Source organism: Candidatus Aalborgicola defluviihabitans, from assembly GCF_016705985.1.
Lineage (GTDB): Bacteria > Pseudomonadota > Gammaproteobacteria > Burkholderiales > Burkholderiaceae_C > Allorhodoferax > Allorhodoferax defluviihabitans.
On the sequence record NZ_JADJKN010000024.1, the window covers coordinates 226,790 to 251,411 of the forward strand.

27 protein-coding genes are annotated in these 24,622 nt (G+C 61.6%); 7 read left to right on the forward strand and 20 right to left on the reverse strand.

Features of this window, described 5'->3' with window-relative positions; translation table 11 throughout:
- Nucleotides 1-9: 9 nt before the first annotated feature.
- From IPI80_RS19875 to IPI80_RS19890, 4 genes are read right to left on the reverse strand one after another with little or no spacing between them, the layout of a single operon-like run.
- The gene (locus IPI80_RS19875; protein WP_413862826.1) at nucleotides 10-1,233 is read right to left on the reverse strand and encodes a M20 family metallopeptidase; all 1,224 of its coding nucleotides are present in this window, start codon (nucleotides 1,231-1,233) and stop codon (nucleotides 10-12) included.
- 6 nt (nucleotides 1,234-1,239) lie between these two features.
- Entirely contained in the window at nucleotides 1,240-3,051 is a 1,812-nt protein-coding gene (gene uraD / locus IPI80_RS19880; RefSeq protein ID WP_413862827.1) for a 2-oxo-4-hydroxy-4-carboxy-5-ureidoimidazoline decarboxylase, read from the reverse strand.
- Nucleotides 3,052-3,057: 6 nt separating this feature from the next.
- Complete coding sequence (gene puuE / locus IPI80_RS19885; RefSeq protein ID WP_413862828.1) at nucleotides 3,058-4,032, reverse strand: allantoinase PuuE; 975 nt, start codon at nucleotides 4,030-4,032, stop codon at nucleotides 3,058-3,060.
- Nucleotides 4,029-4,667 carry a GntR family transcriptional regulator gene (locus IPI80_RS19890; protein WP_413862829.1) on the reverse strand — a complete coding sequence of 213 codons (639 nt, stop codon included), beginning with the start codon at nucleotides 4,665-4,667 and terminating at the stop codon, nucleotides 4,029-4,031. The genes puuE and IPI80_RS19890 overlap by 4 nt, the downstream gene beginning before the upstream one ends.
- 69 nt (nucleotides 4,668-4,736) lie before the next feature.
- Between IPI80_RS19890 and uraH the strand changes: the two genes are divergently transcribed.
- Together uraH and IPI80_RS19900 are read left to right on the forward strand one after the other, a co-directional pair.
- The gene (gene uraH / locus IPI80_RS19895; RefSeq protein ID WP_413862830.1) at nucleotides 4,737-5,090 is read left to right on the forward strand and encodes a hydroxyisourate hydrolase; all 354 of its coding nucleotides are present in this window, start codon (nucleotides 4,737-4,739) and stop codon (nucleotides 5,088-5,090) included.
- 144 nt (nucleotides 5,091-5,234) lie between these two features.
- A complete protein-coding gene (locus tag IPI80_RS19900) occupies nucleotides 5,235-5,726 on the forward strand; it encodes a Crp/Fnr family transcriptional regulator (protein ID WP_413862831.1) in 492 nt (163 codons plus the stop codon).
- A gap of 15 nt (nucleotides 5,727-5,741) precedes the next feature.
- On the opposite strand, the gene IPI80_RS19905 is transcribed toward IPI80_RS19900, so the two are convergent.
- The 10 genes from IPI80_RS19905 to IPI80_RS19950 all read right to left on the reverse strand — a co-directional run bounded on the left by IPI80_RS19905 (nucleotide 5,742) and on the right by IPI80_RS19950 (nucleotide 15,426).
- Nucleotides 5,742-6,692, reverse strand: coding sequence for a hypothetical protein (locus IPI80_RS19905; protein ID WP_413862832.1), 951 nt, complete (start codon nucleotides 6,690-6,692; stop codon nucleotides 5,742-5,744).
- A gap of 2 nt (nucleotides 6,693-6,694) precedes the next feature.
- Complete coding sequence (locus tag IPI80_RS19910) at nucleotides 6,695-7,456, reverse strand: outer membrane lipoprotein-sorting protein (protein ID WP_413862833.1); 762 nt, start codon at nucleotides 7,454-7,456, stop codon at nucleotides 6,695-6,697.
- Between the two features lie 80 nt (nucleotides 7,457-7,536).
- Entirely contained in the window at nucleotides 7,537-8,763 is a 1,227-nt protein-coding gene (locus IPI80_RS19915) for an ABC transporter permease (protein WP_413862835.1), read from the reverse strand.
- Entirely contained in the window at nucleotides 8,760-9,449 is a 690-nt protein-coding gene (locus IPI80_RS19920; protein ID WP_413862837.1) for an ABC transporter ATP-binding protein, read from the reverse strand. Before IPI80_RS19920 ends, IPI80_RS19915 begins: the two co-directional genes overlap by 4 nt.
- A complete protein-coding gene (locus IPI80_RS19925; RefSeq protein ID WP_413862838.1) occupies nucleotides 9,446-10,102 on the reverse strand; it encodes a hypothetical protein in 657 nt (218 codons plus the stop codon). The genes IPI80_RS19920 and IPI80_RS19925 overlap by 4 nt, the downstream gene beginning before the upstream one ends.
- A gap of 178 nt (nucleotides 10,103-10,280) precedes the next feature.
- The gene (locus tag IPI80_RS19930; RefSeq protein ID WP_413862840.1) at nucleotides 10,281-11,801 is read right to left on the reverse strand and encodes an AMP-binding protein; all 1,521 of its coding nucleotides are present in this window, start codon (nucleotides 11,799-11,801) and stop codon (nucleotides 10,281-10,283) included.
- A 2-nt stretch (nucleotides 11,802-11,803) separates the two neighbouring features.
- Nucleotides 11,804-13,123, reverse strand: a complete 1,320-nt coding sequence (locus IPI80_RS19935; protein ID WP_413862842.1) for a TRAP transporter large permease — start codon at nucleotides 13,121-13,123, stop codon at nucleotides 11,804-11,806.
- Nucleotides 13,120-13,641 (reverse strand): TRAP transporter small permease, encoded by a 522-nt coding sequence (locus IPI80_RS19940; protein WP_413862843.1) that lies wholly within the window; start codon nucleotides 13,639-13,641, stop codon nucleotides 13,120-13,122. Before IPI80_RS19940 ends, IPI80_RS19935 begins: the two co-directional genes overlap by 4 nt.
- Before the next feature lie 124 nt (nucleotides 13,642-13,765).
- A complete protein-coding gene (locus tag IPI80_RS19945; RefSeq protein ID WP_413862845.1) occupies nucleotides 13,766-14,812 on the reverse strand; it encodes a TRAP transporter substrate-binding protein in 1,047 nt (348 codons plus the stop codon).
- Nucleotides 14,813-14,961: 149 nt separating this feature from the next.
- Nucleotides 14,962-15,426, reverse strand: coding sequence for a hypothetical protein (locus tag IPI80_RS19950; RefSeq protein ID WP_413862847.1), 465 nt, complete (start codon nucleotides 15,424-15,426; stop codon nucleotides 14,962-14,964).
- A gap of 171 nt (nucleotides 15,427-15,597) precedes the next feature.
- On the opposite strand from IPI80_RS19950, the gene xdhC reads away from it, so the two are divergent.
- Both xdhC and IPI80_RS19960 read left to right on the forward strand, forming a co-directional pair.
- Nucleotides 15,598-16,401, forward strand: coding sequence for a xanthine dehydrogenase accessory protein XdhC (gene xdhC, locus IPI80_RS19955; RefSeq protein WP_413862849.1), 804 nt, complete (start codon nucleotides 15,598-15,600; stop codon nucleotides 16,399-16,401).
- A gap of 92 nt (nucleotides 16,402-16,493) precedes the next feature.
- Nucleotides 16,494-17,060: a YitT family protein gene (locus tag IPI80_RS19960; protein WP_413862851.1), complete on the forward strand. Its 567-nt coding sequence runs from the start codon at nucleotides 16,494-16,496 to the stop codon at nucleotides 17,058-17,060.
- A gap of 7 nt (nucleotides 17,061-17,067) precedes the next feature.
- Here the strand turns inward: IPI80_RS19960 and IPI80_RS19965 are convergent, their stop codons facing one another.
- Complete coding sequence (locus IPI80_RS19965; RefSeq protein ID WP_413862853.1) at nucleotides 17,068-17,493, reverse strand: DoxX family protein; 426 nt, start codon at nucleotides 17,491-17,493, stop codon at nucleotides 17,068-17,070.
- 126 nt (nucleotides 17,494-17,619) lie between these two features.
- On the opposite strand from IPI80_RS19965, the gene IPI80_RS19970 reads away from it, so the two are divergent.
- The 3 genes from IPI80_RS19970 to IPI80_RS19980 all read left to right on the forward strand — a co-directional run bounded on the left by IPI80_RS19970 (nucleotide 17,620) and on the right by IPI80_RS19980 (nucleotide 20,974).
- Nucleotides 17,620-18,855, forward strand: a complete 1,236-nt coding sequence (locus IPI80_RS19970) for a urate hydroxylase PuuD (protein ID WP_413862855.1) — start codon at nucleotides 17,620-17,622, stop codon at nucleotides 18,853-18,855.
- Between the two features lie 5 nt (nucleotides 18,856-18,860).
- Nucleotides 18,861-20,201, forward strand: a complete 1,341-nt coding sequence (locus tag IPI80_RS19975; protein WP_413862857.1) for a glycerate kinase type-2 family protein — start codon at nucleotides 18,861-18,863, stop codon at nucleotides 20,199-20,201.
- 110 nt (nucleotides 20,202-20,311) lie between these two features.
- Complete coding sequence (locus tag IPI80_RS19980) at nucleotides 20,312-20,974, forward strand: Crp/Fnr family transcriptional regulator (RefSeq protein ID WP_413862859.1); 663 nt, start codon at nucleotides 20,312-20,314, stop codon at nucleotides 20,972-20,974.
- Between the two features lie 32 nt (nucleotides 20,975-21,006).
- On the opposite strand, the gene IPI80_RS19985 is transcribed toward IPI80_RS19980, so the two are convergent.
- From IPI80_RS19985 to IPI80_RS20005, 5 genes are all read right to left on the reverse strand, one after another.
- Entirely contained in the window at nucleotides 21,007-22,305 is a 1,299-nt protein-coding gene (locus IPI80_RS19985; protein ID WP_413862860.1) for a TRAP transporter large permease, read from the reverse strand.
- On the reverse strand, nucleotides 22,302-22,676 hold the full coding sequence (locus IPI80_RS19990) for a TRAP transporter small permease (protein ID WP_413863563.1): 375 nt from the start codon (nucleotides 22,674-22,676) through the stop codon (nucleotides 22,302-22,304). The genes IPI80_RS19985 and IPI80_RS19990 overlap by 4 nt, the downstream gene beginning before the upstream one ends.
- Nucleotides 22,579-23,799 carry a TRAP transporter substrate-binding protein DctP gene (gene dctP, locus IPI80_RS19995; RefSeq protein WP_413862862.1) on the reverse strand — a complete coding sequence of 407 codons (1,221 nt, stop codon included), beginning with the start codon at nucleotides 23,797-23,799 and terminating at the stop codon, nucleotides 22,579-22,581. The genes IPI80_RS19990 and dctP overlap by 98 nt, the downstream gene beginning before the upstream one ends.
- An 83-nt stretch (nucleotides 23,800-23,882) precedes the next feature.
- Nucleotides 23,883-24,269: a type II toxin-antitoxin system death-on-curing family toxin gene (locus tag IPI80_RS20000; protein WP_413862863.1), complete on the reverse strand. Its 387-nt coding sequence runs from the start codon at nucleotides 24,267-24,269 to the stop codon at nucleotides 23,883-23,885.
- Nucleotides 24,266-24,490 carry an AbrB/MazE/SpoVT family DNA-binding domain-containing protein gene (locus IPI80_RS20005; protein WP_413862865.1) on the reverse strand — a complete coding sequence of 75 codons (225 nt, stop codon included), beginning with the start codon at nucleotides 24,488-24,490 and terminating at the stop codon, nucleotides 24,266-24,268. The genes IPI80_RS20000 and IPI80_RS20005 overlap by 4 nt, the downstream gene beginning before the upstream one ends.
- Between the last annotated feature and the right edge of the window lie 132 nt (nucleotides 24,491-24,622).

Genomic DNA, 24,622 nt, shown 5'->3' on the forward strand with positions numbered 1-24,622 from the left:
GCGAGTGGGTCAGGCCAACAGATCGCACAGCGTGCGCGCCACCACTTTGGTGGCGCGGCGCAAGTCTTCCAGATCCAGGTGTTCATCGGCGCGCTTGGCGTTGGATTCCAGCACCGTGCGGGGGCCCGCGCCGTAGATCACGCCGGGAATACCAGCCTCGCAGAACAGGCGCACGTCGGTGTACAGCGGCGTGCCCAGGGCGGGAATGGGTTCGCCAAACACCTGCTCGCCATGCTTTTGAATGGCTTGCACCAAGGGCTGGTTGCCAGGCAGCGGCTGCAAGGCGCGGGCCAACAAAATGCGTTTGATGTCGACCGTGACGCCGGGCAGGCTGGCGGCGGTGTCTGCAATCAATTGGCGCAGGCCCGCTTCCACCTCGGTCGGGTTTTCTTCGGGGATCATGCGCCGGTCCAGCTTAAAGGTGACGCGCCCGGGCACCACGTTGGTGTTGGTGCCGCCCTCGATGGTGCCAATGTTCAGGTAAGGATGGGTAATGCCCTCGACCTGGGAGGTAAGACTCAAGTACAGCGTGTTTTGCGCGTACAGCGCGGTGAGGATGCGGTTGGCCGCTTGTAGCGCATCCACGCCGGTGGACGGAATGGCGGCGTGCGCCATCTTGCCGTGCACCGTCACTTCCATCTGCAGGCAGCCGTTGTGCGCGGTGATGACCTGGTAGCTAAAGCCCGCCGCAATCATCAGGTCGGGGTGGATGATTTTGTGGCTGAGCAACCAGGCTGGGCCCACTTCGCCGCCAAATTCTTCGTCGTAGGTAAACAGCAGTTCCACGCTGCCGTGGGTGGGTTTGGCCACCGCTTCCAGCGCGCGCACGGCAAAGGTGTAGGTGGAAAAATCGCACTTGCTCACGGCGGCGGCGCGGCCATAGATTTTGCCGTCGGCAATCTCGCCGCCATAGGGGTCATGCGTCCAGCCATCGCCGGGCGGCACCACGTCGCCATGGGCGTTGAGCAGCACGGTGCGGCCTGGGCCATATTTGCGGCGCACCACCAGGTTGGTGATGGATTGCAGCCCGGCGGCGTGTACTTCAGCTTGTGGCACGGCGTGTTTTTCTGCGGCAAAGCCAAAACCCTGCAGCAGCTCGGCCGTGCGCTCGGCGTGAGGTGCGTTGTTGCCCGGTGGCGTGTCGGTGGGTACGCGGATCAGTTCTTGCAGAAAAGCGACTTGCGCGTCAAAGTGGGCGTCAATCCAGGCGTCGAGTTGGTCGTAGGTGGTCATGGGCAATCAGTCCGATGCAGGGGTAGCGAGTTGGTTCAGCAAGTGGGCAAACGCGTCCACGGCGAGTTGCATGTCGTCGCTGGTGGTGGATTCGAGCGGGTTGTGGCTGATGCCGCTGTTCTGCCCGCGCACGAACAGCATGGCCTGGGGCAGGATGGTGTGCAGCTTCATGGCGTCGTGGCCGGCGCCGCTGGGCATGCGGTGCAGCGGCACACCCAGCGCCTGCACAGCGGCCTCCCAGCGGGCTTGCCAGGCGGCATCGCTGGGGGCGGCGCTGGCGCGCATCGTATCGGTCAGGTTGAGCTGCACGCCACGGCGCTCGCAAATGGTGTGTGCGGCTTGCACCACGTCGGCGGCCAGGCGGTCGCGCTGGGCGTTGCTGGGCGCGCGCAGGTCCAGTGAGAACTGGCAGTGCCCCGGCACCACATTGACGGAACCATTGGGCACCTGCAACTGCCCCACCGTGCCGACCGAATCTGCATCTTGTGCGGCGCGGCTCTCTACGGCCAGCACCAGTTCGGCCACGGCGCACGCGGCATCACGGCGGCTGTCCATCGGCGTGGTACCGGCATGGCTGGCCATGCCCGTGACTTCGCCCACGTAACGCGCCGAGGCGTTGATGGAGGTGACAACGCCCAGCGGAATATCCAGCGCGTTGAGTACCGGGCCTTGCTCAATGTGGACTTCCACAAAACCCCGGTAGTCGCTGGCGTTGCGCTTGAGGCCAGGGATGTCGTCCACGCACAGCCCGGCGTGCTGCAGGGCGGCGCGCATGGTGGTGCCATTGGCATCCACCTGGTCCAGCCAGGCGGGTTCAAAGTCGCCGGTGAGGGCGCTGGAGCCCAAAAACGTGGCCTTGTAGCGCTGGCCTTCTTCTTCGGCAAAGGCGACGATCTCCAGATCAAACGGCAGGCGCTTGCCGGCTTGGGAGAGCTGCTGCACACAGGCCAGCGGCACGTAAATGCCCAGGCGGCCGTCGTACTTGCCGCCGTTGCGCACCGTGTCGTAGTGGCTGCCCGTCAGCAAAGTCTTATGAAAAATCGGGCTGTAGCCCTCGTCGGATATACGTAATGCGCTATCACGTTGGTAGCAACCCACTACATTGCCCACGGCGTCGATGTGCACCGTGTCACAGCCGGCAGCCCGCATGTCGGCGCTGATCTGGGCGGCGCAGGCGCGGTGCGCGTCGGTCAGGTAGGTCACGGTGAGCTGGCCGAGTTCGGCGTAACCGGGGTCGGTGTGCTGGGCGAGCGCCTCTTGCCAGTCCCACACGCGGTTGCCTTGTGTGGGCGTGATGTCAAATAGATCGTTCAGGCGAATTTCGGCAATGCGGTGGATATTGCGCAGGCACTCCTGGCGCTCAAAGTCGGGGTGGCCCTGCAGGCGCCGCGCAAACGTGGCAATGATCTCGGCCTTGGGCAGACCCGTGCCACGCGGCCCGCGCACCGCCAGGATAAAGGGCCAGCCAAAGCGGGCGTTGTAGTCGCGGTTGAGCTGTTGAATGGTCTCAAACTCCGCCGGTGTGCAGTGCGTGAGACCCGCCTTGCTTTGCTCGTTGGCAGACTCGGCGGTCAGGCTCTGGTCCACCATGGCTTTGCCGGCCAGTTCGGGGTGGGCGCGGATCAGTGCCAGTTGCGGCTCAATACCTGCACCCGCCAGCACCCGCACCATGGCGTGCTTGAGCTGGGCCAGGCTGGTGAAAGGCCGCTCGGCCAATGCACCCCGGGCAATCCACGGCGAGTGTTCATACAGGCCGGCCAGCCATTGCGTGGCTTCTTCCAGCGGTGCGGCGTTGAGTTGGGAGAGGGACAAAGCCATGGCGTCTTATGCGGTGAAGGGGTGGGTGGCTTTCCAGTGCCGGGCAATGTCCACTCGGCGGCAAACCCATACGTCGTTGTGCCGGCCAATGTGATCCAGAAAGCGCTGCAAGGCGGTGATGCGCCCGGGGCGCCCCAACAGGCGGCAGTGCATGCCAATGCTCATCATCTTGGGGGCGTTGAGTCCATCTGCATCGCCTTCGGCATAGAGCACGTCGAACGTGTCTTTGAGGTACTGGAAGAACGGGTCGGCATACGCATAACCCTGGGGCAGGGCAAAGCGCATGTCGTTGCAATCCAGCGTGTAGGGCACGATGAGCTGCGGCACCACCGTGCCATCGGTCTTTTGCACCTGCATCCAAAAGGGCAGGTCGTCGCCGTAGTAATCGCTGTCGTATTCAAAGCCGCCGTAGTCGGCTACCAGGCGGCGGGTGCGCGGGCTGTCGCGCCCGGTGTACCAGCCCACGCCGTGTACGGCGTTCGGATCGTCCCGGCGGGTGCCGGTGAGTTGGGTGATGGCGTCCATGCACAAGCGCATGTGTTCGCGTTCGGTGGCTTCGTCCACGTTTTGGTAATGAATCCAGCGCCAGCCGTGGCAGGCAATCTCGTGGCCCAGCTCCATCAGGGCGGCGGTCAGCTCGGGGTGGCGCTGCAAGGCCATGCCCACGCCAAAAACGGTGAGCGGCAGGCCGCGCTGCTCAAATTCGCGCAGGATGCGCCAGACACCGGCACGCGAGCCGTATTCGTAAATACCCTCCATGCTGATGTGCCGGTCCGGGTAGCTGGCGGGGTTGGCCATTTCGGAGAGAAATTGCTCGGAATCCGCATCGCCATGCAGCACACAGTTCTCGCCGCCTTCTTCGTAATTCAGCACAAACTGCACTGCCACACGGGCGCCGCCGGGCCACTGCGCGTGGGGTGGTTGTTTGCCGTAACCGATCAGGTCGCGCGGGTAGGGCTGGGTGCTGTCGTAGTGGTTCATGGCGTGAGGGTGAGTGAGGCTTCCACATGGCACAGGTGTTCGTCCATCAACCGCAAGGCCAGTGCTTCGTCGCGCGCCTCCAGGGCGGCCACAATGGCGCGGTGCTCTGCGTGCGAATGCTCGGCTGCACCGGCGGATTGGTACATCAGGGTGATGAGGGCGCAGCGCGAGAGCAAATCCATCATCAAATGGGCCAACACCTCATTGCCCATGAGCTGCGCCATGTGCACGTGAAAGTCACCCAGCAGCACGGTGCGCCCGGACACGTCACCGCGCATCACGGCGCCTTCTTCTTCCAGGATGTGGTCTTTGAGGGCGTTGATGTGCTCGATGGTGGCTTGTCGGATAAACGCCTGGGTCATGCCGGCCTCCACCATGCGGCGCACGGCAAACACCTGCCGGGCCTCAGTGACTGAAGGCGCGGCTACAAAAGCGCCGCGCGCCGGCTCCATGCGGATCAGGCGGTTTTGCGAGAGCTTGAACAGGGCCTGGCGAATCAGGGTGCGCGATACCCCAAACTGGTCAGCCAGGGTTTGCTCGACCAACTTGGCGCCGGGTTGCAGGCGGTGCTCCACGATGGAGCGGGTCAGGGATTCAACAATGAAACCGGTGGTGGTGGAGTCCATGCGGCGCATGATAGCTACAAATCCAAAAAGTGTATACACTTTGAGATTACCACCGAAACCGACCAAAAGGATGCCGCCATGGGCTTGAGCACACACGTACTGGACACCATGCACGGCACCCCGGCAGCGGGCATGGCGGTGGCGCTGTACACCACGCAGGACGACGTGGCCACGCTGGTTACATCATTCGTGCTCAACCCGGATGGTCGCAACCCCGCCGGCATGTTGATTGAGCACGCCAGCCTGCGCACAGGCACCTACCGGCTGGTGTTTGATGTGGCGGGCTACTTCAAGGCGCGCGGCGTGGCCTTGCCTGAGCCCAACTTTTTGAACCGGGTCAGCCTGGACTTTGGCGTGGCCCATGCCGACCAGCATTACCACGTGCCACTACTGGTCAGCCCCTGGAGTTATTCCACGTACCGGGGTTCCTGAAGCGGCAATGGCCCAGCGCTGACCGGCCTGGCACCGGCAGAACTTCCTGCACCTGAAAAATCGTGAAGGGAGAGTTGCGTTTTCTTTTTATACGCGGCAAGATAGGTCCGGTTTTCAGGGTTTTTTTACTTTGGAAAGACTGCCATGACCAGCCCCACTTCAAATGCGCAACAGCCCGATGTTTCTGGCCTGATCGCCGCCATTGCCCGCAACATCGAACCCGGGGGGTTGGCCAAACACCTGGAGCCTTTTCGCTGGGCGGTGTTGGCCGACTATATGCAACCGCTCACCCGCAAGCGCGGGGAACTGCTGATTGGCCAGGGCGATACTGATCGCAAGTTGTATTTTTTGGAGTCTGGCGACCTGAAGGTGGACATGCACACGCCCAAGGGCATCATCCACCTGGCCATCGTGGGGCCGGGCAGCGTGGTGGGCGAGGGCAGTTTCTTCTCGCACCTGGCGCGCAGTGCGGCCGTGTCGGCCTACAGCGACTGCAAAGTGTGGGTGCTGACCCCAGCTAATTTTGACCAACTCTCCCACGCCAATGCCCACGTTGCGCTGGCGATGTGCATGGCTGTGGGCACCGTTCTGGCCACCCGCATGCTGGACATGAGCCACCGGCTGGCGGTGATTTGACCCGCGCTTGCGGCTTCAAAAAGCCCAGGTCGCCACCACATACCCCTGACGCTGATACGGCATGTGGCGCACCGTGGCGCTATCGGGCCCGGCGGTGGTGCGCAGCCCCATCGCAATACTGACGCGCTCACCGGTCCATGCCACCGAGGCCGTGGCCAGCACCCCCTGATCGGCTGGCATGTACAAGACATCCAGCGCCGGTTGCCAGCGCTCATGCTGCCAGCTCACGCGGGCATACACATTCTTGGGCCAGGCCTCCACCAGCAGGCTGATTTGTTGCTCAAAGGTCCAGGTTCCGCCAACGAGTTGTTGGTCACCCCGCACCGAGGCATGCAGCTCCAGCGCGTCGCTGGCCACCCAGGATGCCGCAATGCCCAGGCTGGCGCCACTGCGCTCTCCCTGACGGGCAAAGACGTGCCAGTCCACCGCGCCGCTGTGCCAGTAGGCGCGTGCGGCCAGCGCGGCTTCTTGCGCACCGGTGGCAAACGCCTCTTGCGTGGGGTTGACCCAAACCACCGACCAGGCTGTGTCGGCGTCAAAACGTTCGGCCATCAGCAGCGGGCGGCCTTCCAGCGGCTCGGGTACCAGGGTGCGCCGCACTTCCTGCTGCACCATGTCGTTGGGGCGAAAGCCATAGCCCACATCCCATGCCACCACCCGTTTACCCGCGCTCCACAGCCAGCCCACGGCGGAGCCTTGTGCATAGGCTTCGTTGAAACGGCTTGGGGTGATACCAGGGGCCTCGTCCCCCTGCTGTGCCTGCATGGTTGCACCTGCGTGAAGGGTGACCGTGCCCAGCGTTGTATTGCCAAGCAGTTCGGCCTGCAACGTATTGCTGGACGGTTGCATGGTGTGGTACGCATGGATCTGGCCAGAAAAATCGGTGCTGTCGGCGTGAGCCGCTGGTGGTGCCAGGGCGGCCAACACCGACACGGCGCACACCACGGTAAAAGCAGACTTGCGCATGCTCACTCCAACGTGGTGTTGCGGGCCAAAAACATGGGGTTGAGCCATTCCCCGGGCACGGTGCGGTCCTTGCGGGCCAGGTACTTGATGCGCGTTTCTTTCTTGTTGCTCAACTGGTCCATCAACACCATCTCCGACACAGAAGCCGGTTTGGCGTTTTTGTCCACCACAAAGCGCGCCTGCTTGGCCAGTTTGTCGGACTGCACAAACAGGTCGGCGCGCACCGGTTCGTGGTGAGCTTTGCCAATCCACAACTCGATGCGCTGGTAGGTTACGCCCTTGCGGGCTGCCTGAAGACTCAAGTGCAGGCACATTGGGGCTTTTGCGTCAGTCGTGCAGGGTTCCTCGCCCACCAATTGGCCGGTGTAGTCGCCGGCCCAGCGCAGGGTGGCAATGTCGCCGGTAGAGGCGTCGCCCAGCAGCTTCTGCATGGGTGTGATGCGCATGGGGCGCTGGCTGCCGGGCATGACCAGCCAAAAGTCGTCGCCCAGCATCAGCACCTTCTGGCCTTTTTCCACGGGCGACTGCATCAGCACCAGGGATTTGCGGTCTGCCTGGGCAAAGACGGTGTAGCGGCGTTCCTTGTCGGGGCTGCCGTCGGTGTTGAAGACGCTGATTTGGGTTTCGACCTGCAGGTTGTCCGCGCTCATGCGGTAGTGGTCAGCGTCCTTGAGCAGGGCGTTGATGTCCTGCGCGTGGGCAGGAGCGGTGGCAGCGGCGATTAAAGCCAGTGCAGCCAGGGCGGTGAAGAAAGTGCGTTGCATGGTGTTTCCTGAATAGTCTTATGAAAAATCGGACTCTAGCCCTCGTCGGGTTTACGTAATGCACTATAAAAATAATAGCGTCACGTATGCGCAAGCGCATCCACCACGGCCATGTTCACGGTCTTGCGCGCTACCCAGCTGGACGCCAGCATGGTCAGCAGCACCATGGTGGCCAGTGTGGCGATGTACATCGTGGGGTCGATGGCAATGGTGAGTGGATAGCCTTCCGAGCGGCCAGGCGGCGCGGGCATGTTGACCGGCACCACGTACAGCATCAGCGAGAGTCCCAGCGACAGCGCAGCACCCGTCACCGCACCCACGCCGCCCAGCACCATGCCTTCCAACGCCAGCGTGCGCAGCAGTTGGCCCGGCAGCGTGCCCATGGCACGCAGCGTGCCGATCTCACGGGTGCGTTCAATGATGGCCATGGCCATGGCATTGGTCACCACAAACACCACGATGACGCCAATGATGAAGCCCAACGCGCCGAAGATACGGTTGTACAAATCACGCACCGACTGGTAGAAGAAGGCCTGGTCCATCCAGGTCTGCACCGTCAGTTGCGGAAACTGGGCCGCCAGGCGTTGCTGCACGGGCTCTGTGGATTCCATGCGGTCCAGAAAGATGCCCAGGCTGGAGACACGTTGGGTGACCAGCAGCTTTTGCGCCGTGACGATGTCGGTGTAGACCAAGCGCTTGTCGATGTCCGGCACCCCGGTGGAGAAGATGCCTTTGACGCGAACGTCCATCGCGTTTATGGCGCCTTCGGTGGTGCTCGTCAAGAGCGTGAGGCTGCTGCCGGGCGTGGCCTTGAGGCTGCGTGCCAGGCCTGCGCCCAACATGACTTCTGCGTCTGTGCTGCCCGAGGCGAGCACTTGGCCGGCCGTCATGGTCAGGAACGGGCCTTTGACGCCAAACTCGCTGTCCGGTTCTACACCGGTGGCCATCATGATGGTGGATTTGTCGCCGTTGCTGATCAGGCCGTTGATTGCAATTTTGGGCAGCACCTGGCGCACTGCGGGGTCGGCCAGCAATTGGGTGCGCAACTGCGCTACGTTGTCCAGGCCATGCTGTAGTGGCATGTCTTCATCTTGCGTGAACTGGGCCGGTGTGCCCAGAATCAGGTGGCCGCTGCTGCGCGCCGCAGCCTGGGCCAGCGCCTGGTAGGTGCTAAGCGCAAAGCCACCGGCCAGCAAAATGGCGGCAGTACCCAACGCAGCAATCGACACCGTGACCAGCGAGCGGCGGCGGTTGCGCAGGGTGTTTTGAATGGCAAATTTGAGCCACATGCCCATGGTGTTGTTCATGATGATTGAATCCTTCCGTCCAGCAGGGCCACCACGCGGTCGCAGCGCAGGGTCAACCGGCTGTCGTGGGTGGCGATGACAAATGCCGCACCTTCGGCGTGGCCGCGTTCGCGCATCAGGCCCAGCACCTGGTCGGCGGTGTGCGAATCCAGGCTGGCCGTGGGCTCGTCGGCAATCACCAGGCGGGGCCGCTTGATCAGGGCGCGGGCAATGGCCACGCGCTGGCGTTGGCCACCCGAGAGTGCATCGGGGCGGTGATGTGCGTGGTCTTGCAGGCCCACGGCTTGGAGTTGTGCCGCTACGCGTTCGCGCCGCTCGGCTGCGGGTACGCCAGCCAGGAAGAGTGGGTAGTCCACGTTCTCGGCTACCGTCATCACCGGTACCAGGTTGAAGCTTTGGAACACAAAGCCCAACGCATCGCGGCGTAAGAGCGTGCGTTGGTTTTCATTGAGGCCGTTCACACTCTGGCCGTCCAGCGCAATCTCGCCCGAATCGGGCGTGTCAATCAGCCCGCACAGGTTGAGGATGGTGCTCTTGCCGCTGCCCGACGGGCCAGTCAGCGCCAGCAGTTCGCCGCGCTGCACGGTCAGGTCCACGCCCTGCAGGGCGGCAATCACGTGCTGGCCCAAGCGGTACGTTTTGTGCACGCCGTGCAGTGCCACGACAGGTTGGTGAGCAGGGTTCATGGTGCAAGACTCTTCAGCAGAGCTTGTGCCTGCGCGGTCTGGGGTGCCTGCTGCTGCACGATCAGGTCCAGGTAGCGCTTGGCATCCGGGGTGTTTTCGGCTTTGCTGGCTTCTTTGGCCGCCTTGATCCAGACGCTACCGCGAAAACCCAGTGGCGCGCCAGCCAACAGCGGGTTGCTCACCACGTCGTTCAGCAGTTTTGTGCCACGCTCTTTGCGGTGCATGAACTCGGGTACGGCCAGAAAGGTGTTGGCCGCGACAAATTTCACCTCCAGCACGCCGGGGGTGCCGTTTTGCACGGGGGCGTTGTGCGCGGGCGTGAGCAGAGTCAGTGCCTTGTCCAACTGCGCCAAACCGTCTTCGGCGAAGCCCATCTTCTTCCAGGGCAGCCAGGTGGTGGTGGCCTTCATGGCGGTGGCGGCGCCCGCATAGGCCAGCAGCACCGGGTTGGTAGGCTCTGTTTTGACCAATTCCGAAAAGGCTTCTGCGGCAGGGGCAATGGCACTGTTGTCGCCGGAACCTGCTTGCAAAAATACCTTGAAAGCGCTTTGAAACTGCGGCTCGGGGATGGCGCTGGCGGTGCTGGCCAGACCGACAAAGACGGCGCTGACCGTCAACAGGCGGACACGCCGAAGAATGGTGAAAGCTTGCATTGCAGACTCCTGAAAATGATTCGAGGAGTGCAGTGTCTAAAGCCCGTGGTGCGGGCGCATCCGCTTTAAGACGGAATGGCGCGTAGCGTCGCCAAATGCGCTACCGTGGCGTGAAATCCGGTTGCATTTGTGACTGACGGTACTTAAAAACCCTCCGCATGAAAACTGTGCAGCCCACTCATGTGCTGGCCGCTTCGAGCGCCAGCGCCGCCCGGTGCAAGCCCAGCAGTCGCGCGCGCTGCAATTTGCCGGTGGCGGTCAGGGGTAGCGCGTCGACCCAATGCACCCAGTGCGGTCTGCGGTAAGGCGGCAAGGCCTCAATGCCTGCCTCGATGCGCTGCGCCGCCACCGCTTGTTGCCCCGGCACTGCCACTGCCAGTAAGGCCAGGGCGGTAAGCCCAGCATCAGTTGAAACGCCTATGCACGCCAGTTGCTGCAGGCTCGGCCCGCCCGCTTGGCCTAGCGCCTGTTCGACCCACAGTGTGCTGACCCAGCGTCCACTGATCTTGAGCATATCGTCGTTGCGCCCGGCGTATTCGAGTCGGCCGCCGTCCCGGAGCAAGAACATGTCACCCGGGCAGTACCAACCGTCCTGAAAACCGTCGGCTTGCGCTTGCGGCCGGTTCCAGTAGCCCAGCGCTACGGTGCTGCTGCGCAGCCAGATGCGCTGCGGAAGCGCTGGATCGGCACCCGGATCGCGACGCAGTTGCGTGCCGGGCGTGGGGAGTAGCCAGCCCTGATCACTGTCGCTGTAAAGCATCAGACACAGCGTCTCGGACGTGCCGTAGCCACTGACGATCTGCTGGCCCGTTGCCTCACGCCAAGCGCTGCGAACCGACGCCGGCAAGAACTCACCGGCTGAGACAACCTGGCGAATATTTTGTTGACCGAGTTGCTGGGCCACTCCGCTTTGCAACATTCGGCTGTAAAGCGTGGGCACGCAAAACACGATGGTCGGGTGGTGCTGGCGCACCATCGCCAGCACGCGCTCGGCTTCGGGCCACTGCCGGTCCAAGATCACCGTGGCGCCAGCACGCAATCCGGCCAGCAGGCTATTGCCCAAGGCGTAGGCGAAGAACAGTTTGGAGCTCGCATACAGCCGGTCAGTCGGACGCAGGCCAAGCACACCCGTGGCGAAGGCATGCGGTTGCAGTGCCACCCGCTGGGCGTGAATCACGCCCTTGGATACACCCGTCGTGCCCGAAGTGCCAATCCACAATGCGGGCGCCTGTGCGTCCTGCAGTAGCGGCTCGATCGGGTCGGCCTGCGCGAGCGCGCGGCACCAAAATGAATTTTGCGCACCACTGGCCACCAAAACCGGCGCCGGGTCCATGGCGGCCACCAGGCTTGCCAGCACAACCTGGCTGTCAGCCTCGTGCCAGACAAATCGCACGTCACTTTCCTGCAAAATGGGCCCCAACTCGGCAGCGCTTAAGCGCGGGTTGACGCCAATGGCCACGCCACCGGCCCAGATCACGCCCAGGTAGGCCACCACCCAGTCAATGCTGTCGGGCGCCAGCACCACCACCCGCTCACCGGGCTGCAAGCCCAGCGCACGCCAGCTGCCCGCCGACTTGCGCACGCGCGTGCGCAAGTCGGCATAACTAACCCGCTCGTCGCCACACTCGAGCGCAATGGCCTGGGCCGCACCCGCTTCGAGCAGGGTCTGGGCCGCGTTCATGGGAGCGATGGAGTTCATGCTCAACCCATCCAACGAACCAGGAACAAACTCAGCACCGGGAAGAAAATCAACAGCAGCACGCGCACCGCGTCAGAGATCATGAACGGTACGATGCCGCGAAACGTCACCGACATTGGCACGTCGCGCGCCAGACTGTTGATGATGTAGACGTTCATACCCACCGGCGGCGTGATCAGCCCGATCTCGACCACCATCAGCGCCAGAATGCCGAACCAAATTGCCTTGTCGGTTGGGTTCAGGCCCCAGTAGTCCAGCCCCATGATGATTGGAAGAAAAATCGGGATCGTCAGCAGAATCATCGACAAGCTGTCCATCACGCAGCCCAGAAACACGTAGATCACGATGATGGCCAGCAACACCAGCAAGGGCGGCAGTCCCGAGCCCTGCACCCAGGTGGCCAGCTCGGCTGGCATCTGTGACAGGGCCAGGAACACATTGAGCACATCGGCGCCGAGCAGGATCAGGAAGATCATGGCGCTGGCCTCTGCGGTGGCGTACAGGCAATCCATCAACCCACCCAGGCGCATGCCCTTGGTCACCGCGATCACTCCCGTGCCCAGTGCGCCTACGGCGGCAGCCTCGGTGGGGGTGAAAACGCCACCATAAATACCGCCGATCACCAGCACAAAAATTAGCAGTACTGGCCACACGTCGATGAGGGCGCGCAAGCGTTCGGCCCAACTGCAACGCGGGCCAGCCGGACCTGAGCCAGGGTACACACGCACGTAGATGCCGATGGCGACCATGTAGCCCAGCGCAGCAATGATGCCAGGCACCATTGCTGCGGTAAATAGTTTGGCGATGTTCTGCTCGGCCAGAATGGCATAGATCACCAGCACAATGGATGGTGGAATCAAAATACCCAGCGTGCCGCCGGCCGCCAATGTGGCGGTGGCCAGACCATCCGAGTATTTCAAGCGCCGCAATTCTGGCAGCGCCACTTGACCCATGGTGGCGGCGGTTGCCAGTGACGAGCCGCAAATGGCCCCAAATCCGGCACAGGCGCCCACCGCAGCCATGGCCATGCCGCCGCGCCAGTGGCCGATGAGCGAGCCAGCCGCACCAAACAGCGCCTTGGACAAGCCGCCGCGCGACGCAAACGAGCCCATCAGCAAGAACAGCGGCACCACCGACAGGTCGTACACCGAGAAGCGCCCGTAGGCCACGGTTTTGAGGTAGCTCAGCAGCGGCGCCCATCCGGCCATGGTGACGTAACCCGCCACGCCGGTGATGAACATCGATATGGCAATCGGCACGCGCAGGGCCAGCAGCAGCAGCATTACGCCAAAAAAGCTAACGCCAATGGCGGTGCCGCTCATGGCGTACGCTCCTGCCACTTGACCCAGGCACTGTAAAGCGCTGTGAGCGCGAGCAAGGCAAATGAAGGCGTCATGAGCAGCGTGGCGTACCAGGTTGGCACGCCCAGCAGCATGGAGCTTTCCTGGCTGGCACGCAGCTCCAGGGTGCCAATGACCATACGCCAGGCCACTCCTGCGGAGCACAGGGCCAGCAGCAGTGCGCCCAGTGCATCAAGTGCGTGTTTGGAGCGCTGGGCGAGACGCTCCGTGAAAAAGTCCACCATCACATGGCTGCCGCGCATCTGGCCCCAAGGCAGAAACGCAGCCACCGCCACCGCGCAGCCTAGTTGCACCAGTTCGAAGTCGCCTTGCAAGCCCTTGGAGGTCAGGAAGCGGCTGGCGATGCTGGCCACCGACATCAGCGTGATGGCTACCAAAATCATCCCGCCCACTGCTGCAAAACCGCGTGATACGTAGAACAGCCAGCGTCCGAACGCATCGGGTGGCGGTGGCAACGGCGTGCCAAGAGATTCGGCCAAGTGGAGTCCTTAAGAAGAATGCAAGAGTTCCCCGGGTTTTGCCTGCTTCAGGCCGCGTTGCGCGAGGAAATTGCCTTGACACGCCCTCAGACGCGCGCGGCCTTTCAGCCCACGCGGCAGGGAACTATTGAGGGTCGTATTTCTGGATCAAATCGTGCGCGCTTTTGAGCAAGGACTTGCCGTCAAAGCCTTTGGCCGTGACTTCGTTGACCCAGGAGTCAACCACCACCTGACCGGCCTGCTCCCACTTGCGCAACTCGTCCAGCCCGATGGTGTTGAACTGGTTGCCGCGATCGGCTGCCAGCTTGCGTGCGCCGGTGGCCGACTGATCCCACACCTTGCCCACCCAGGCCGAGGCTTCAGCGCCACTATTGGCGTCAATCACCTTCTTCAACTCGGGCGAAAGGCTGTCATATTTGGCCTTGTTCATGGCGAAAATGAAAGCGGTGGTGTACATCGCGCGCGAATTGGGATCGCTCTCGCTGTGAAACTTTACCAACTCTTGCACCTTGACCGAGGGCACCACTTCCCAGGGCAGCATGGCGCCGTCGATCACGCCCTTGGACAAGGCGTCCGACACCTGCGGCACCGGCATGCCCACTGGGGTAGCGCCCAGAGCCGCCAGGAACTTGTTGGTCTGGCGCGTGGGTGCGCGCAGCTTCAAGCCCTTGAAGTCGGCCATGGTCTTGATAGGCCCCTTGACCAAGTGCAATTGACCCTTGTCATGCACGTGAAACAAAATTGGATGGACGTCCTTGAACTCGGTCTGGTCCAACTTGTTGACCTGAACGTACTCCCACAATGCACGGCTGGAACCTTCGGCGGTCTTGGTCATGAAGGGCAGTTCAAACGCCTCGACGGCCGGAAACCGCCCGGCGCTGTAGCCCGGCAGCGTCCAGACGATGTCGGCAATGCCGTCGCGCGCCTGGTCAATCAACTGCGGTGGCGTACCGCCCAACTGCATGGCCGGGTAAATTTGGCACTTGAGCTTGCCAGCCGACTCCTTGTTGATCTTGTCGCACCAGGGCGTGATGAACTTGGCGTGCGCGGTGGAGCCGGGCGGTAGAAAGTGCGCTACCTTGAGCACCACCTCCTGGCTCCAGGCGGCACTGGCGCAGGCGGTGAGGGTGATTGCGGCCAGCAACGTGCGAACGAAGGCGGGACTTGTCATCATCGGGCTCCTTGTCGGGATTTAAATAGTGTATTTCGAGTACCAGTATCTGTGGCTGGTCGGATGCTGTCAACCGCGCGAACCCTCAGACTGGCTGAGCAGCCTCTCTTGTCCAAGCCGAACAAGGCGACGTTGAGTCGCCTCATTTACTACAGCTGACCTTCGGTGAGCGTATCCAGCTGGAACTTGCCGCTTTGGTCCCACAACCAGGTGTCGGTATACGTTACGCGCCCCATTATGGCTGGCGCCGGATAGGGCGCTGCCTGGCGCACGGTACGTTCAATCTCGGCCATCACCTCGGGTGCATGTTTGGGTGCACGCATCCAGTGCAAGGCCATGACGGCACCCTGCTTGTTGATGTCTACCTGTAGTACGCCAATGGCGTACAGCATGGGTGGCAGTTTGCCTTCGAAGATGCGGTGGCTGTTTTTGGCGTAGAGGTGGCTGGCGGCGAAGCGGCGGTATTCGCGCGGCGTGCGGGCGTTCGTTGGGGACGGCGGCGCGTTGGGTGTTGTAGTAGTCTGTGTTGCGGATTCTGGCATCGTGCTGGTCTCGGGTGACGGTTTGACGGGTTCGCTGGTGCAGGACACCAAAAGCAGCGACGCGAGTGCCATGGCCCAATACGCGCGAACTCTCCCCGCCTTGGGGTGAAGGCAATAGTGGGGTGGCTGTGGGTAGACGGGCATGGTGGTGGGCATCTCGGGTTGCACGGGCATACTCTGCGCAGGTTGGCCCCACTCTAACGCGTCAGGGGCCACTTTGGTCAACGCAATAGGTATCTGAATGTGAGTGATTTGACGCTTTTGCTGCAACATCTGGCCCATACGCCCGCCGTGTTGGTCACTGTGCGCTCCACCCGTGGCTCCACGCCACGCGAGGCCGGTGCCTGGATGGCAGTCTTTGCCGACACCACCATTGCTACCGTGGGTGGCGGACGTCTGGAATGGGAAGCGATTGCCCACGCTCGGCACCTGCTGCAAGAGCCAAACGTTGCGACGGATAGGGTGCGCTACGCCCTGGGCCCCAGTCTGGGCCAGTGTTGTGGGGGTGATGTTGTGTTGCAGTTTGAACGCGTCCAGGCCAGTGATGCACCGCGTCTGTGCAACGCATTGGCCGAACTGCGCACGCCCGTGGCTCTGTTTGGTGGCGGCCATGTGGGGCGTGCCTTGGTGCAGGTGCTGCTGCATTTGCCCGTGGATATCACCTGGATTGACAGCCGCGACGAAATCTTTCCCGGTGGCCTGCCCGCCAATGTGTGTTGCGAGCATTCCGACCCAGTGCAGGCAGCAGTGGCTGATTTGGCGCCACAATCGCGGGTGCTGATCCTGAGCTTCAGCCACGCCGAAGACCTGGATGTGGTGGCCGCCTGTTTGGCGCGCCAACGCACCCGGGGTGACTTGCCTTATGTGGGCCTGATTGGCAGCAAGACCAAGTGGGCGTCGTTTCGCCAGCGCTTGGAAGCCCGTGGATTTACCGAAGCAGAACTGTCCCACGTGACCTGCCCGATTGGTGTGCCGGGCATTGCGGACAAGCGCCCCGAAGTCATTGCGGTGGCCGTGGCAGCGCAAATTTTGCAAGTGGCTGGGTAAGGTCGTGCTGCAGGGTGGCGATGCACCGGTGCGATACTTCATACATGCAGTCCAGCGCGCCAACATCCCCCAGACACCGAACCTACGAAGACATGCAGGCCCTGTTCACAGGCACCCTGTTTGTCGCGCTTGGTATCAGCATGTTTGGGCAAACCGGCCTGCTCACCGGGGGTATGACCGGGGTGGCTTTCTTATTGCATTACGCCACCGGTTGGAACTTCGGCCTGCTGTTTTTTGCGGTCAATGTGCCTTTTTTTGGCCTTGCCTGGAAGCGTATGGGCAAGGCGTTTACGGTCAAAACCGGTATCGCTGTGATGCTGATGACACTGCTGACGAATGTGTTACCCAAGCTAGTGCATTTTGATGTCCTCAATCCGGTATTCAGCGCCATCATGGGTGGGCTGCTGATGGGGGCTGGCATGCTGATTTTGTTCCGGCACCGGGCCAGTTTGGGTGGCTTGAACGTGCTGGTTTTGTACCTGCAAGAGCGCTTTGGCTGGCGCGCGGGGCGTATACAAATGGCGCTGGACTGCGCCATCGTGCTGTGTTCATTTGCGGTGGTGGAATGGTGGTACACCGCGCTGTCGGTGTTGGGTGCCGTTGTGCTGAATCAGACCCTGGCCACCAACCATCGGGCCGGGCGCTACATGGCACTGTGAAGCCGTATTACGCAGGTGCTTTTGCACTGCGCGGCCAGTAAGCCCACAGCACACCAAACAGGCAGACCAGCAAAATAAACCCCCATTCCATGCCGCCCTGACCCGGTCCGACCACGTACCAGCCGTTTTGCATGTGCACGTGCACCAAGCCAAAGCAGACGACCACGATGTGTACCAAGCAGGCGGGTATCACCCAGCGGTCAATGATCAACGCAAGGCTGGCAGCGGTTTGAATCAGCAATACCATCCAGGCCAACTGCAGGCCCATGGGGTAGCCCAGCGCGCTGAGGTATTCGCCAAAACGCGGGATGTCTTCCATGTGGGCGAATCCGTGCAGTGGGTGCATCAAAATGATCAACGCCACTCCGATTCGAACCACAGTGAGTCCACCAACGGGGTCGCTGGGGCTTAATTTGTACCATTCGTTTTTCATGGTGTTTGTCTCCGGATGAGAGGGCGAATGTAATTGCCCCTTTCGTTGTAAATCTTTGCCGCGTAGGCCTACACGGAGTGGCAAAAGTGTATACACTTTGCCGTCGCGCCTCGGAGAACACATCTCATGGAAAGTTACCTGCTGGACTGGGCCAACCTGCTGCTGCGGTGGGTCCACGTCATCACCGCCATTGCCTGGATTGGTTCATCCTTCTACTTTGTGTTTCTGGACAGCAGCCTCACACCGCCCGAGGATGACGATCAGAAGCGCCAGGGCGTGAGTGGCGAGTTGTGGGCACTGCATGGTGGCGGCTTCTACCATCCGGTCAAATTTGCGGGGGCGCCACCGCAATTGCCCAAGCACCTGCACTGGTTTTACTGGGAGAGCTACAGCACCTGGCTGAGCGGTTTTTCGCTGTTCACCGTGTCCTACCTGTGGAGCGCCAGTACCTATTTGGTCGACAAGTCGGTGATGGACTGGTCGGCCTCGGCCGCCATTGCGGTTGCTCTGGCTTTTTTGGTGGTGTTTTGGCTTGCATACGACGGCATTTGCCGCGTGTTTGGCCAGCGCCAGAACGGTGACACCATTGTCGGCGCTCTGGTGGCGCTCTTGGTGGCGGTGGCCGCTTACCTGGCCTGCCACTGGTTTGCCGGGCGCGCGGCCTTTTTGCTGGTGGGTGCCATGATGGCGACCGCCATGAGTGCCAATGTGTTCTTCTGGATCATTCCTGGCCAAAAGACGGTGGTGGCCGACATCACTGCCGGGCGGCCCGTGGACCCCATCCACGGCAAGCGCGGCAAGCAGCGCAGCGTGCACAACACCTATTTCACGCTGCCGGTGCTGTTTGCGATGTTGAGTGGCCACTACAGCTTTACCCACACGCACCCGCAAAACTGGCTGGTGCTGGTGTTGATGATGTTCGCCGGCGCCGCTATTCGCCAATTCTTCGTGCTGCGCCATGGTTTCAAGCTGGGGCGCAACGGCCACCCCTGGCCGTATGCGATGGGGGGCGTGGTGGCGATTGCGGGTGTGTTGGTGTGGCTTCGACCGGCTTCGGTTACTTCAACAGACACTATGAATTCAGGAGCTACTCACGTAGATTCCACGAGGGCTGGGGGTTCAATTGGCTACAAGACTTTGCAACCCATCCTGGCGCAACGTTGCTACCAGTGCCATGGCGAGGCGGTTCAGATGAAGAATGTGCGGCTGGATTCGCCCCAAGGGGTGCAGCAGCACGCGCAGGGCATCTACCAACAGGCGGCAGTGGCCAAAACCATGCCCTTGAACAATGCCACCGACATCACCGAAGCTGAGCGCGGCCTGATACGTGCCTGGTTTGAAGGTGGCGGGGCCATTGAGTAATTGCCATGCCACTACCGGACCCGCACACCGCGCCACGGCAATTTCTGCAAGCACTCTACCGCACGGCAGTTGAACACGCCCTGCCAGCCCACCGGTTGGCCGCATTCTTGCCAACACCTCCCACGCAGCCCGGCGCACGCACGCTGGTGCTGGGTGCCGGCAAGGCAAGTGCCGCCATGGCACAGGCGTTGGAGGCTGCGTGGCCGCAGAACGTATCCTTGAGTGGACTGGTGGTCACGCGCTATGGCCATGTGCCACCCCGTGCTGCACTGGCCGCCGTTTCGCGCATTGAGGTAGTGGAAGCCGCCCACCCGGTGCCCGATGCAGCAGGCCAAGTGGCCGCGCAACGCATATTGGACCTGACGCAAGGTTTGACTGAGAGCGACCTGGTGATCTGTCTGGTATCAGGTGGCGGCTCGGCCTTGCTGAGCCTGCCCGCGCAGTGGGAGGGCGGTCGATTGCAGCTGCACGACAAGCAGCGCATTAGCCGCGCTTTGCTGGAATGCGGCGCCACGATTGGCGAGATGAATTGCGTGCGCAAGCACCTCTCTGCCATCAAGGGCGGGCGCCTGGCTGCAGCCTGCGCACCGGCGCGGGTGGTTACGCTGCTCATCAGCGATGTGCCGGGCGACGATCCATCGGTCATCGCCAGCGGCCCCACGGTGCCCGACCCCACCACCTGTGCCCAAGCATTGGAGATATTGCAGCGCTACGCCATTGCCATTCCGGATGCGTTGGCCCGGCGCCTGCAAGCCGGAATGCTGGAAACGCCCAAGCCGGGTGCTGCAGTGTTTGCCCGCAACGCGGTGCACCTGATCGCTACGCCGCGCCAATCGCTGGAAGCGGCCGCGCAGGCGGCCCGTGCAGCCGGTGTGGCGGCCTATATTTTGAGTGATGAAATGGAGGGTGAATCACGCGAAGTGGGCCGGGTTCACGCCGCATTGGCACGTGCCGTAGCCCAACACGGTCAACCCTTTGTCCGGCCCTGCGTGCTGCTAAGTGGCGGTGAAACCACGGTCACCCTGCGCGCCCAACCGGTGGGAGTCAGCAGAGGGCGGGGCGGGCGGGCTGGTGAGTTTTGCCTGGGCCTGGCGCAGACCCTGCAAGGGCAGGCCGGTGTGTACGCCTTGGCAGCGGATACCGATGGCATTGACGGCGTAGAGGACAACGCTGGCGCCTGGGTGGTACCCGATACCCTGGCGCGCGCCCAAGCGCAAGGCATGGCAGTAGAAGACTATCTGGATCGCAATGATGCCTATGGCTACTTTTTGGCCCTGGGTGATTTGCTGATCACCGGGCCAACTTTCACCAACGTGAACGATTTCCGCGCGATCTTGGTGGTTTGATGTATCAATTTGTTTCAAAATGCAGAACAGGGGTAAACACTGATTTTGTCTGCATCATTGTTTGATCCTGCTCAATATGGCTTGACCTTGGTCACGGCAAAGTCCCGACCATGCTTGCCGTCCAAACCACTTTGTCCGAACACCCTGCCGAAACCGTGGTGAAGGGAACCGTGTTGCTGCGGCGTTCTACCGCTACCGATACGGTCATTTATATTGAATCGGGCCGGGTTGCGCTTGGCGTTCTGGGCGCGCACGACGCTGCCGGAACCATTGAACACCAGTTGGGTCTTGTCGAAGGGCCTGCTTGGCTGGAGGCCACCGCAGCCGTTTTGAATGTACGCAGTGCGGTGGATGCCGTGGCGCTGACCGAAGTGAGCTTGCGCCACGTGTCGCTGCCCGCCTTTCGGGACTGCCTGGACACCTGCGAGTCAGGCGTGCAATCCATGTTGCTCGATATTGCCCGCGCGCACCGCCAGCAGACCGAATTGGCCGTCAGCCGCCTGGCCAAAGACGCCGAGGCGCGTTGTGCCGAATGGCTGCTTAACCACGCCGAACCCAGCGACAAAGGCGGCTGCATGGTCCAGCTGCAGCTGCGCAAGCGCGCCATTGCGGCCCAATTGGGTATCGCACCTGAGACGCTGTCGCGGGTGCTGCGCCACTTGCGCGAGTTGCGCCTCATCAGTGGTTCTGGCCGGGTGGTGGATCTGGTCGACCCCGCCGGGTTGCGCAACTTGGCAGGCCCCAGTGCGCCCTGCCAATGTGGCCTGATCTGATACCGCTCTGACCGGTAGCCCGGTAGCCCTTCTTACTGGGTCTGGTAGCCCATGGTCTGTGGCAGCCACAGCACGATGGGCGGGTACAGCGTGATGGCCAGCAGCAGCAACAGCAGCATCACCAGAAACGGCCAGCCTTCCTTCATCATCTCGCCAATGGGAATGCCGGTGAGCGCCTTGGTCACAAACAGCAGCATGCCAAAGGGCGGGTGAATCAGCCCGATCATCATGTTCAGCACCACCAGCACGCCAAAGTGCACCAGGTCAATGCCCAGCAGCTTGGCCGCCGGCAGCAACATGGGCACAAATACCAGCAGCAACACCGACACATCCAAAAAGCAGCCCAGTACCAGGAACATCACGTTCACCAGCAGCAAAAATGGCACCTGGCCCAGGTGCATGCTCTCTACCCACTGCGCCATCGCCTGCGGCACACCCTCGGCAGTAAAGGCGTAGTTCAGCATGAAGGAGCCTGCCAGTATCAGTGTGATAACGGCACTGCCCCGCGTGGACTCCATCACCACGCCCCAAAACGTGCGCCATGTCAGTGCACGGTACACCACGCCCGCCAATATCAGCGCATGCAACGCGGCCACGGCTGCGGCCTCGGTGGGCGTAAATACGCCAGAGTAAATGCCGCCCAGCAACACAATGGGCATCGACAGCGGCAGCGCACCCCGAAACAAAATGCTTGGCCACTCGCGCATCGGCACCGGTTCCTCGCGCGGCATGTTGCGCCGCGTGGCAATCACATGCACCACCACCATCATCAGCACCGCCATCAAGAAGCCGGGCACCACCCCACCCAAGAACAGCGCCCCCACCGATGCGCCCGACACCAGCGCATAAATCACCATGGGAATGGATGGCGGAATAATCGGACCCAGCGTAGCGCTGGCCACCACCACCGCACCGGCAAAGCCGCGCGAATACTCGGGCTTTTTGAGCATCTGTTTGATGGTCACCAAGCCTGGCCCCGCCGCATCGGCAATGGCGCTACCGCTCATGCCCGAGAAGATGACGCTGACCAAAATATCCACCTGCGCCAACCCACCACGCATGCGCCCCACCAGAATGCGGCAGAAGTCAAAAATGCGCTCGCTGACCGTGCCCGCATTCATGATGTTGGCCGCAAACACAAACAGCGGCACCGCCAGCAGCACATAGCTGTTGTACAAGCCATTGCCCACCTGCTCGGCCACCAAGCCCAGGTCTTGCCCCTTGACCAGCAGGTAGGCAAAGCCAGAGACCAGCATGGAGAAGCCGATGGGCATGCGCAGGAGCATGCCGGCTACCAATACGCACACGAGTGCCATGATGCCCATGTTCATGACAAATTACGCAGTTCTGTTTCCAGACTCTCACCTCGCACCGCCTGCCAAATCGCCCAGGTGCTGCGCACCACCAGCGCCACCATCAGCAGCACAAAGGGCAGGTACACCCACATCATCGGTATTTCCAGCACGGGCGTGCCCTCGCGCGCCATGAAGTGCACATAGTCCCACGTGGCGGGCAGGCCCACCAGCGCCAGGCCGCCAATCATCAGGTTGCCCACAATCAGCATGACCTGGCGAGTGCGCCGGCCCATACTGTTCCACACCAGATCAAACACCACGTGTTCGCGTTCGGGCACCATAAAAGCCGCCGCCCACAGAATGACCCAGATGTAGAGAACGACGGCCGCCTCGTCCGTCCATGGCAGGGGCTGGTTGAAGCCAAAGCGCGCCCCGATTTGCACCAAAAAGACGCCAAACAGCGCCAGAAACAGGGTGCCGCCAATGGCATTGGCAGCGGTCTTGAATCCATGGAACATGGAGTGGGCTATTGCGTGGCGTTGATGCGTTCAACCAGACCTTTGGGCCAGGTCTTGGCGTAATCCGAAGCCTGGTAGGTGGCTTGCACGGATTTGCGAAAGGCCGCAACATCGGGCGTGTTGACCTGCAGGCCCTGTTTTTTGAAGAAGTCCACCAATTGGCTTCTTCCTGAACCGTGTTGTCGTTGTTGTACACGGCGGCGGTATGGGCAGTTGCGCTGACTTTTTGCTTTTGCGCGCTGCTCAGTGCATTCCAGGTTTTGTTGGAAATGGCAATGAACAGGCTATCGACCAAATGGCTGGTCAGCACAATCTGTTGGGTTACTTCATAAAACTTGGCGGCGCGCACGCTGGGCAGGGGGTTGTCCTGGCCATCAATTGTGCCGGTCTTCAGGCCCAGATACACCTCGCCAAAGGCCAGCGGCGTGGCGGTGGCGCCCAGGGCGTTGCCCAAAAACAGCCAGTCTTTGGAGCCCGGCATGCGCAGCTTGATGCCTTTCAGGTCGGCAGGCGTCTGCACCTTGCGCGCTTCGCGCAGGTTGAGCTGGCGCGTGCCCAGGTAGCAGGTGGACAAAATGGTGATGCCCATTTTGTCCGACACGGTCTTGAACAGCTCCGCGCCAATGGGGCCACCAAACACCTTTTGCTGGTGCGCCGGGTCGCGCAGGATGTAGCCCGCCGTAAACACCGAAAACTCGGGCACCAGCTTGGCCAGATCGGCGGCAGAGACCGAGGTCAACTCCAGGTTGCCGCGCGCCATGGCGGTTGGCTCTGCGCCTTGTTTGAACAGCGTGGCATTGAGGTTGATCTGCGTGTCGAACTCGCCCGGTGCGGCTTTGTCCAGCGCGTCTTTGAACACGGTCCACATCTTGGCGTGCCAGGCATCGGGCACAGCCGGTGTGGAAATACGCAGCATGGTTTTGGCTTGTGCCCATGCGGGCAGGGCGAATGCGCTCAGGCTGGTGGCAGCCGCCAACAGCGTGCGGCGGGTGAGGGTGCGGGAATATGTCATCGAGGCGATTTTGACAGGTCCGCCTCACGCAGGAAAACCTGCCGGAAGCTTGGCCTGTAGTGCGCGCTGGTATATGTTTACTCTTAACGGGGTTGAATGTGCGTACGAATCCACTGAGCCAATGTGGCTTCGTCGATCTCGCCGGCTGCGACATCCAGGATCGTCAGCGTTGCTTCGGCTTGCGTTGCCTTCAAACGAAACCCGTTGACCATCAGGAACAAGCCTATGGCCAAAAATGCAGCCCGCTTGTTCCCATCGACAAAGGCATGGTTTTTAGCGAGTCCGACACCATACGAGGCCGCCAGACTTGCCACGTCAGGTTGCTCGTACAGCGCCAGATTCAACGGACGCGCCAGCGCGGAGTCCAGAAGCCCTTCGTCTCGCAAGCCACTGGCACCGCCGTGTTCGGCCAGGCTTTCGTCGTGCAGCAACAGCAAGACCTTGCGATTGAGCCATTTCCAGTCGCTCACTTGGCCAACTGATGAAAAGTGTCCCGGTATTCATGCATGAACTCGCGGCCAGCCTGGAGTTGCTCTTCCAGTTCAGGGTCGTAGGGCGTCAACGTGACTCCATTGGCTGCCTCGGTCCAAAATAGGGTGTCACCCTTTTCCACTTTCAAGCGCGCCAGCAACTCCTTGGGGAAAATGACCCCCACCGAATTGCCAATTTGGGTGAGTTTGAGTGCAGACATGGTTCAATCTTTCAAGTTATAACGTTTGTTATATTAACTAAAAATAAATTTGCCTGCAAGCCATTGCCATAATTGGTTTCCCCATACGTGGAACTCCATCGGCTGGCAGCAGGCTGGTGTACCGCTGATACA

Coding starts and splice junctions, on each gene's coding strand:
- IPI80_RS19925 (WP_413862838.1), bottom strand. CDS start 10,102: ATGCAAGCTTTCACCATTCTTCGGCGTGTCCGCCTGTTGACGGTCAGC.
- IPI80_RS20005 (WP_413862865.1), bottom strand. CDS start 24,490: ATGTCTGCACTCAAACTCACCCAAATTGGCAATTCGGTGGGGGTCATT.
- IPI80_RS19950 (WP_413862847.1), bottom strand. CDS start 15,426: ATGGCACTCGCGTCGCTGCTTTTGGTGTCCTGCACCAGCGAACCCGTC.
- IPI80_RS19985 (WP_413862860.1), bottom strand. CDS start 22,305: ATGAACATGGGCATCATGGCACTCGTGTGCGTATTGGTAGCCGGCATG.
- IPI80_RS19930 (WP_413862840.1), bottom strand. CDS start 11,801: ATGAACTCCATCGCTCCCATGAACGCGGCCCAGACCCTGCTCGAAGCG.
- IPI80_RS19890 (WP_413862829.1), bottom strand. CDS start 4,667: ATGCGCCGCATGGACTCCACCACCACCGGTTTCATTGTTGAATCCCTG.
- IPI80_RS19935 (WP_413862842.1), bottom strand. CDS start 13,123: ATGAGCGGCACCGCCATTGGCGTTAGCTTTTTTGGCGTAATGCTGCTG.
- puuE (WP_413862828.1), bottom strand. CDS start 4,032: ATGAACCACTACGACAGCACCCAGCCCTACCCGCGCGACCTGATCGGT.
- IPI80_RS19920 (WP_413862837.1), bottom strand. CDS start 9,449: ATGAACCCTGCTCACCAACCTGTCGTGGCACTGCACGGCGTGCACAAA.
- IPI80_RS19905 (WP_413862832.1), bottom strand. CDS start 6,692: ATGCGCAAGTCTGCTTTTACCGTGGTGTGCGCCGTGTCGGTGTTGGCC.
- IPI80_RS19980 (WP_413862859.1), top strand. CDS start 20,312: ATGCTTGCCGTCCAAACCACTTTGTCCGAACACCCTGCCGAAACCGTG.
- uraD (WP_413862827.1), bottom strand. CDS start 3,051: ATGGCTTTGTCCCTCTCCCAACTCAACGCCGCACCGCTGGAAGAAGCC.
- IPI80_RS19875 (WP_413862826.1), bottom strand. CDS start 1,233: ATGACCACCTACGACCAACTCGACGCCTGGATTGACGCCCACTTTGAC.
- IPI80_RS19975 (WP_413862857.1), top strand. CDS start 18,861: ATGCCACTACCGGACCCGCACACCGCGCCACGGCAATTTCTGCAAGCA.
- dctP (WP_413862862.1), bottom strand. CDS start 23,799: ATGACATATTCCCGCACCCTCACCCGCCGCACGCTGTTGGCGGCTGCC.
- IPI80_RS19900 (WP_413862831.1), top strand. CDS start 5,235: ATGACCAGCCCCACTTCAAATGCGCAACAGCCCGATGTTTCTGGCCTG.
- uraH (WP_413862830.1), top strand. CDS start 4,737: ATGGGCTTGAGCACACACGTACTGGACACCATGCACGGCACCCCGGCA.
- IPI80_RS19960 (WP_413862851.1), top strand. CDS start 16,494: ATGCAGGCCCTGTTCACAGGCACCCTGTTTGTCGCGCTTGGTATCAGC.
- IPI80_RS19915 (WP_413862835.1), bottom strand. CDS start 8,763: ATGAACAACACCATGGGCATGTGGCTCAAATTTGCCATTCAAAACACC.
- IPI80_RS19970 (WP_413862855.1), top strand. CDS start 17,620: ATGGAAAGTTACCTGCTGGACTGGGCCAACCTGCTGCTGCGGTGGGTC.
- IPI80_RS19965 (WP_413862853.1), bottom strand. CDS start 17,493: ATGAAAAACGAATGGTACAAATTAAGCCCCAGCGACCCCGTTGGTGGA.
- IPI80_RS19945 (WP_413862845.1), bottom strand. CDS start 14,812: ATGACAAGTCCCGCCTTCGTTCGCACGTTGCTGGCCGCAATCACCCTC.
- IPI80_RS19910 (WP_413862833.1), bottom strand. CDS start 7,456: ATGCAACGCACTTTCTTCACCGCCCTGGCTGCACTGGCTTTAATCGCC.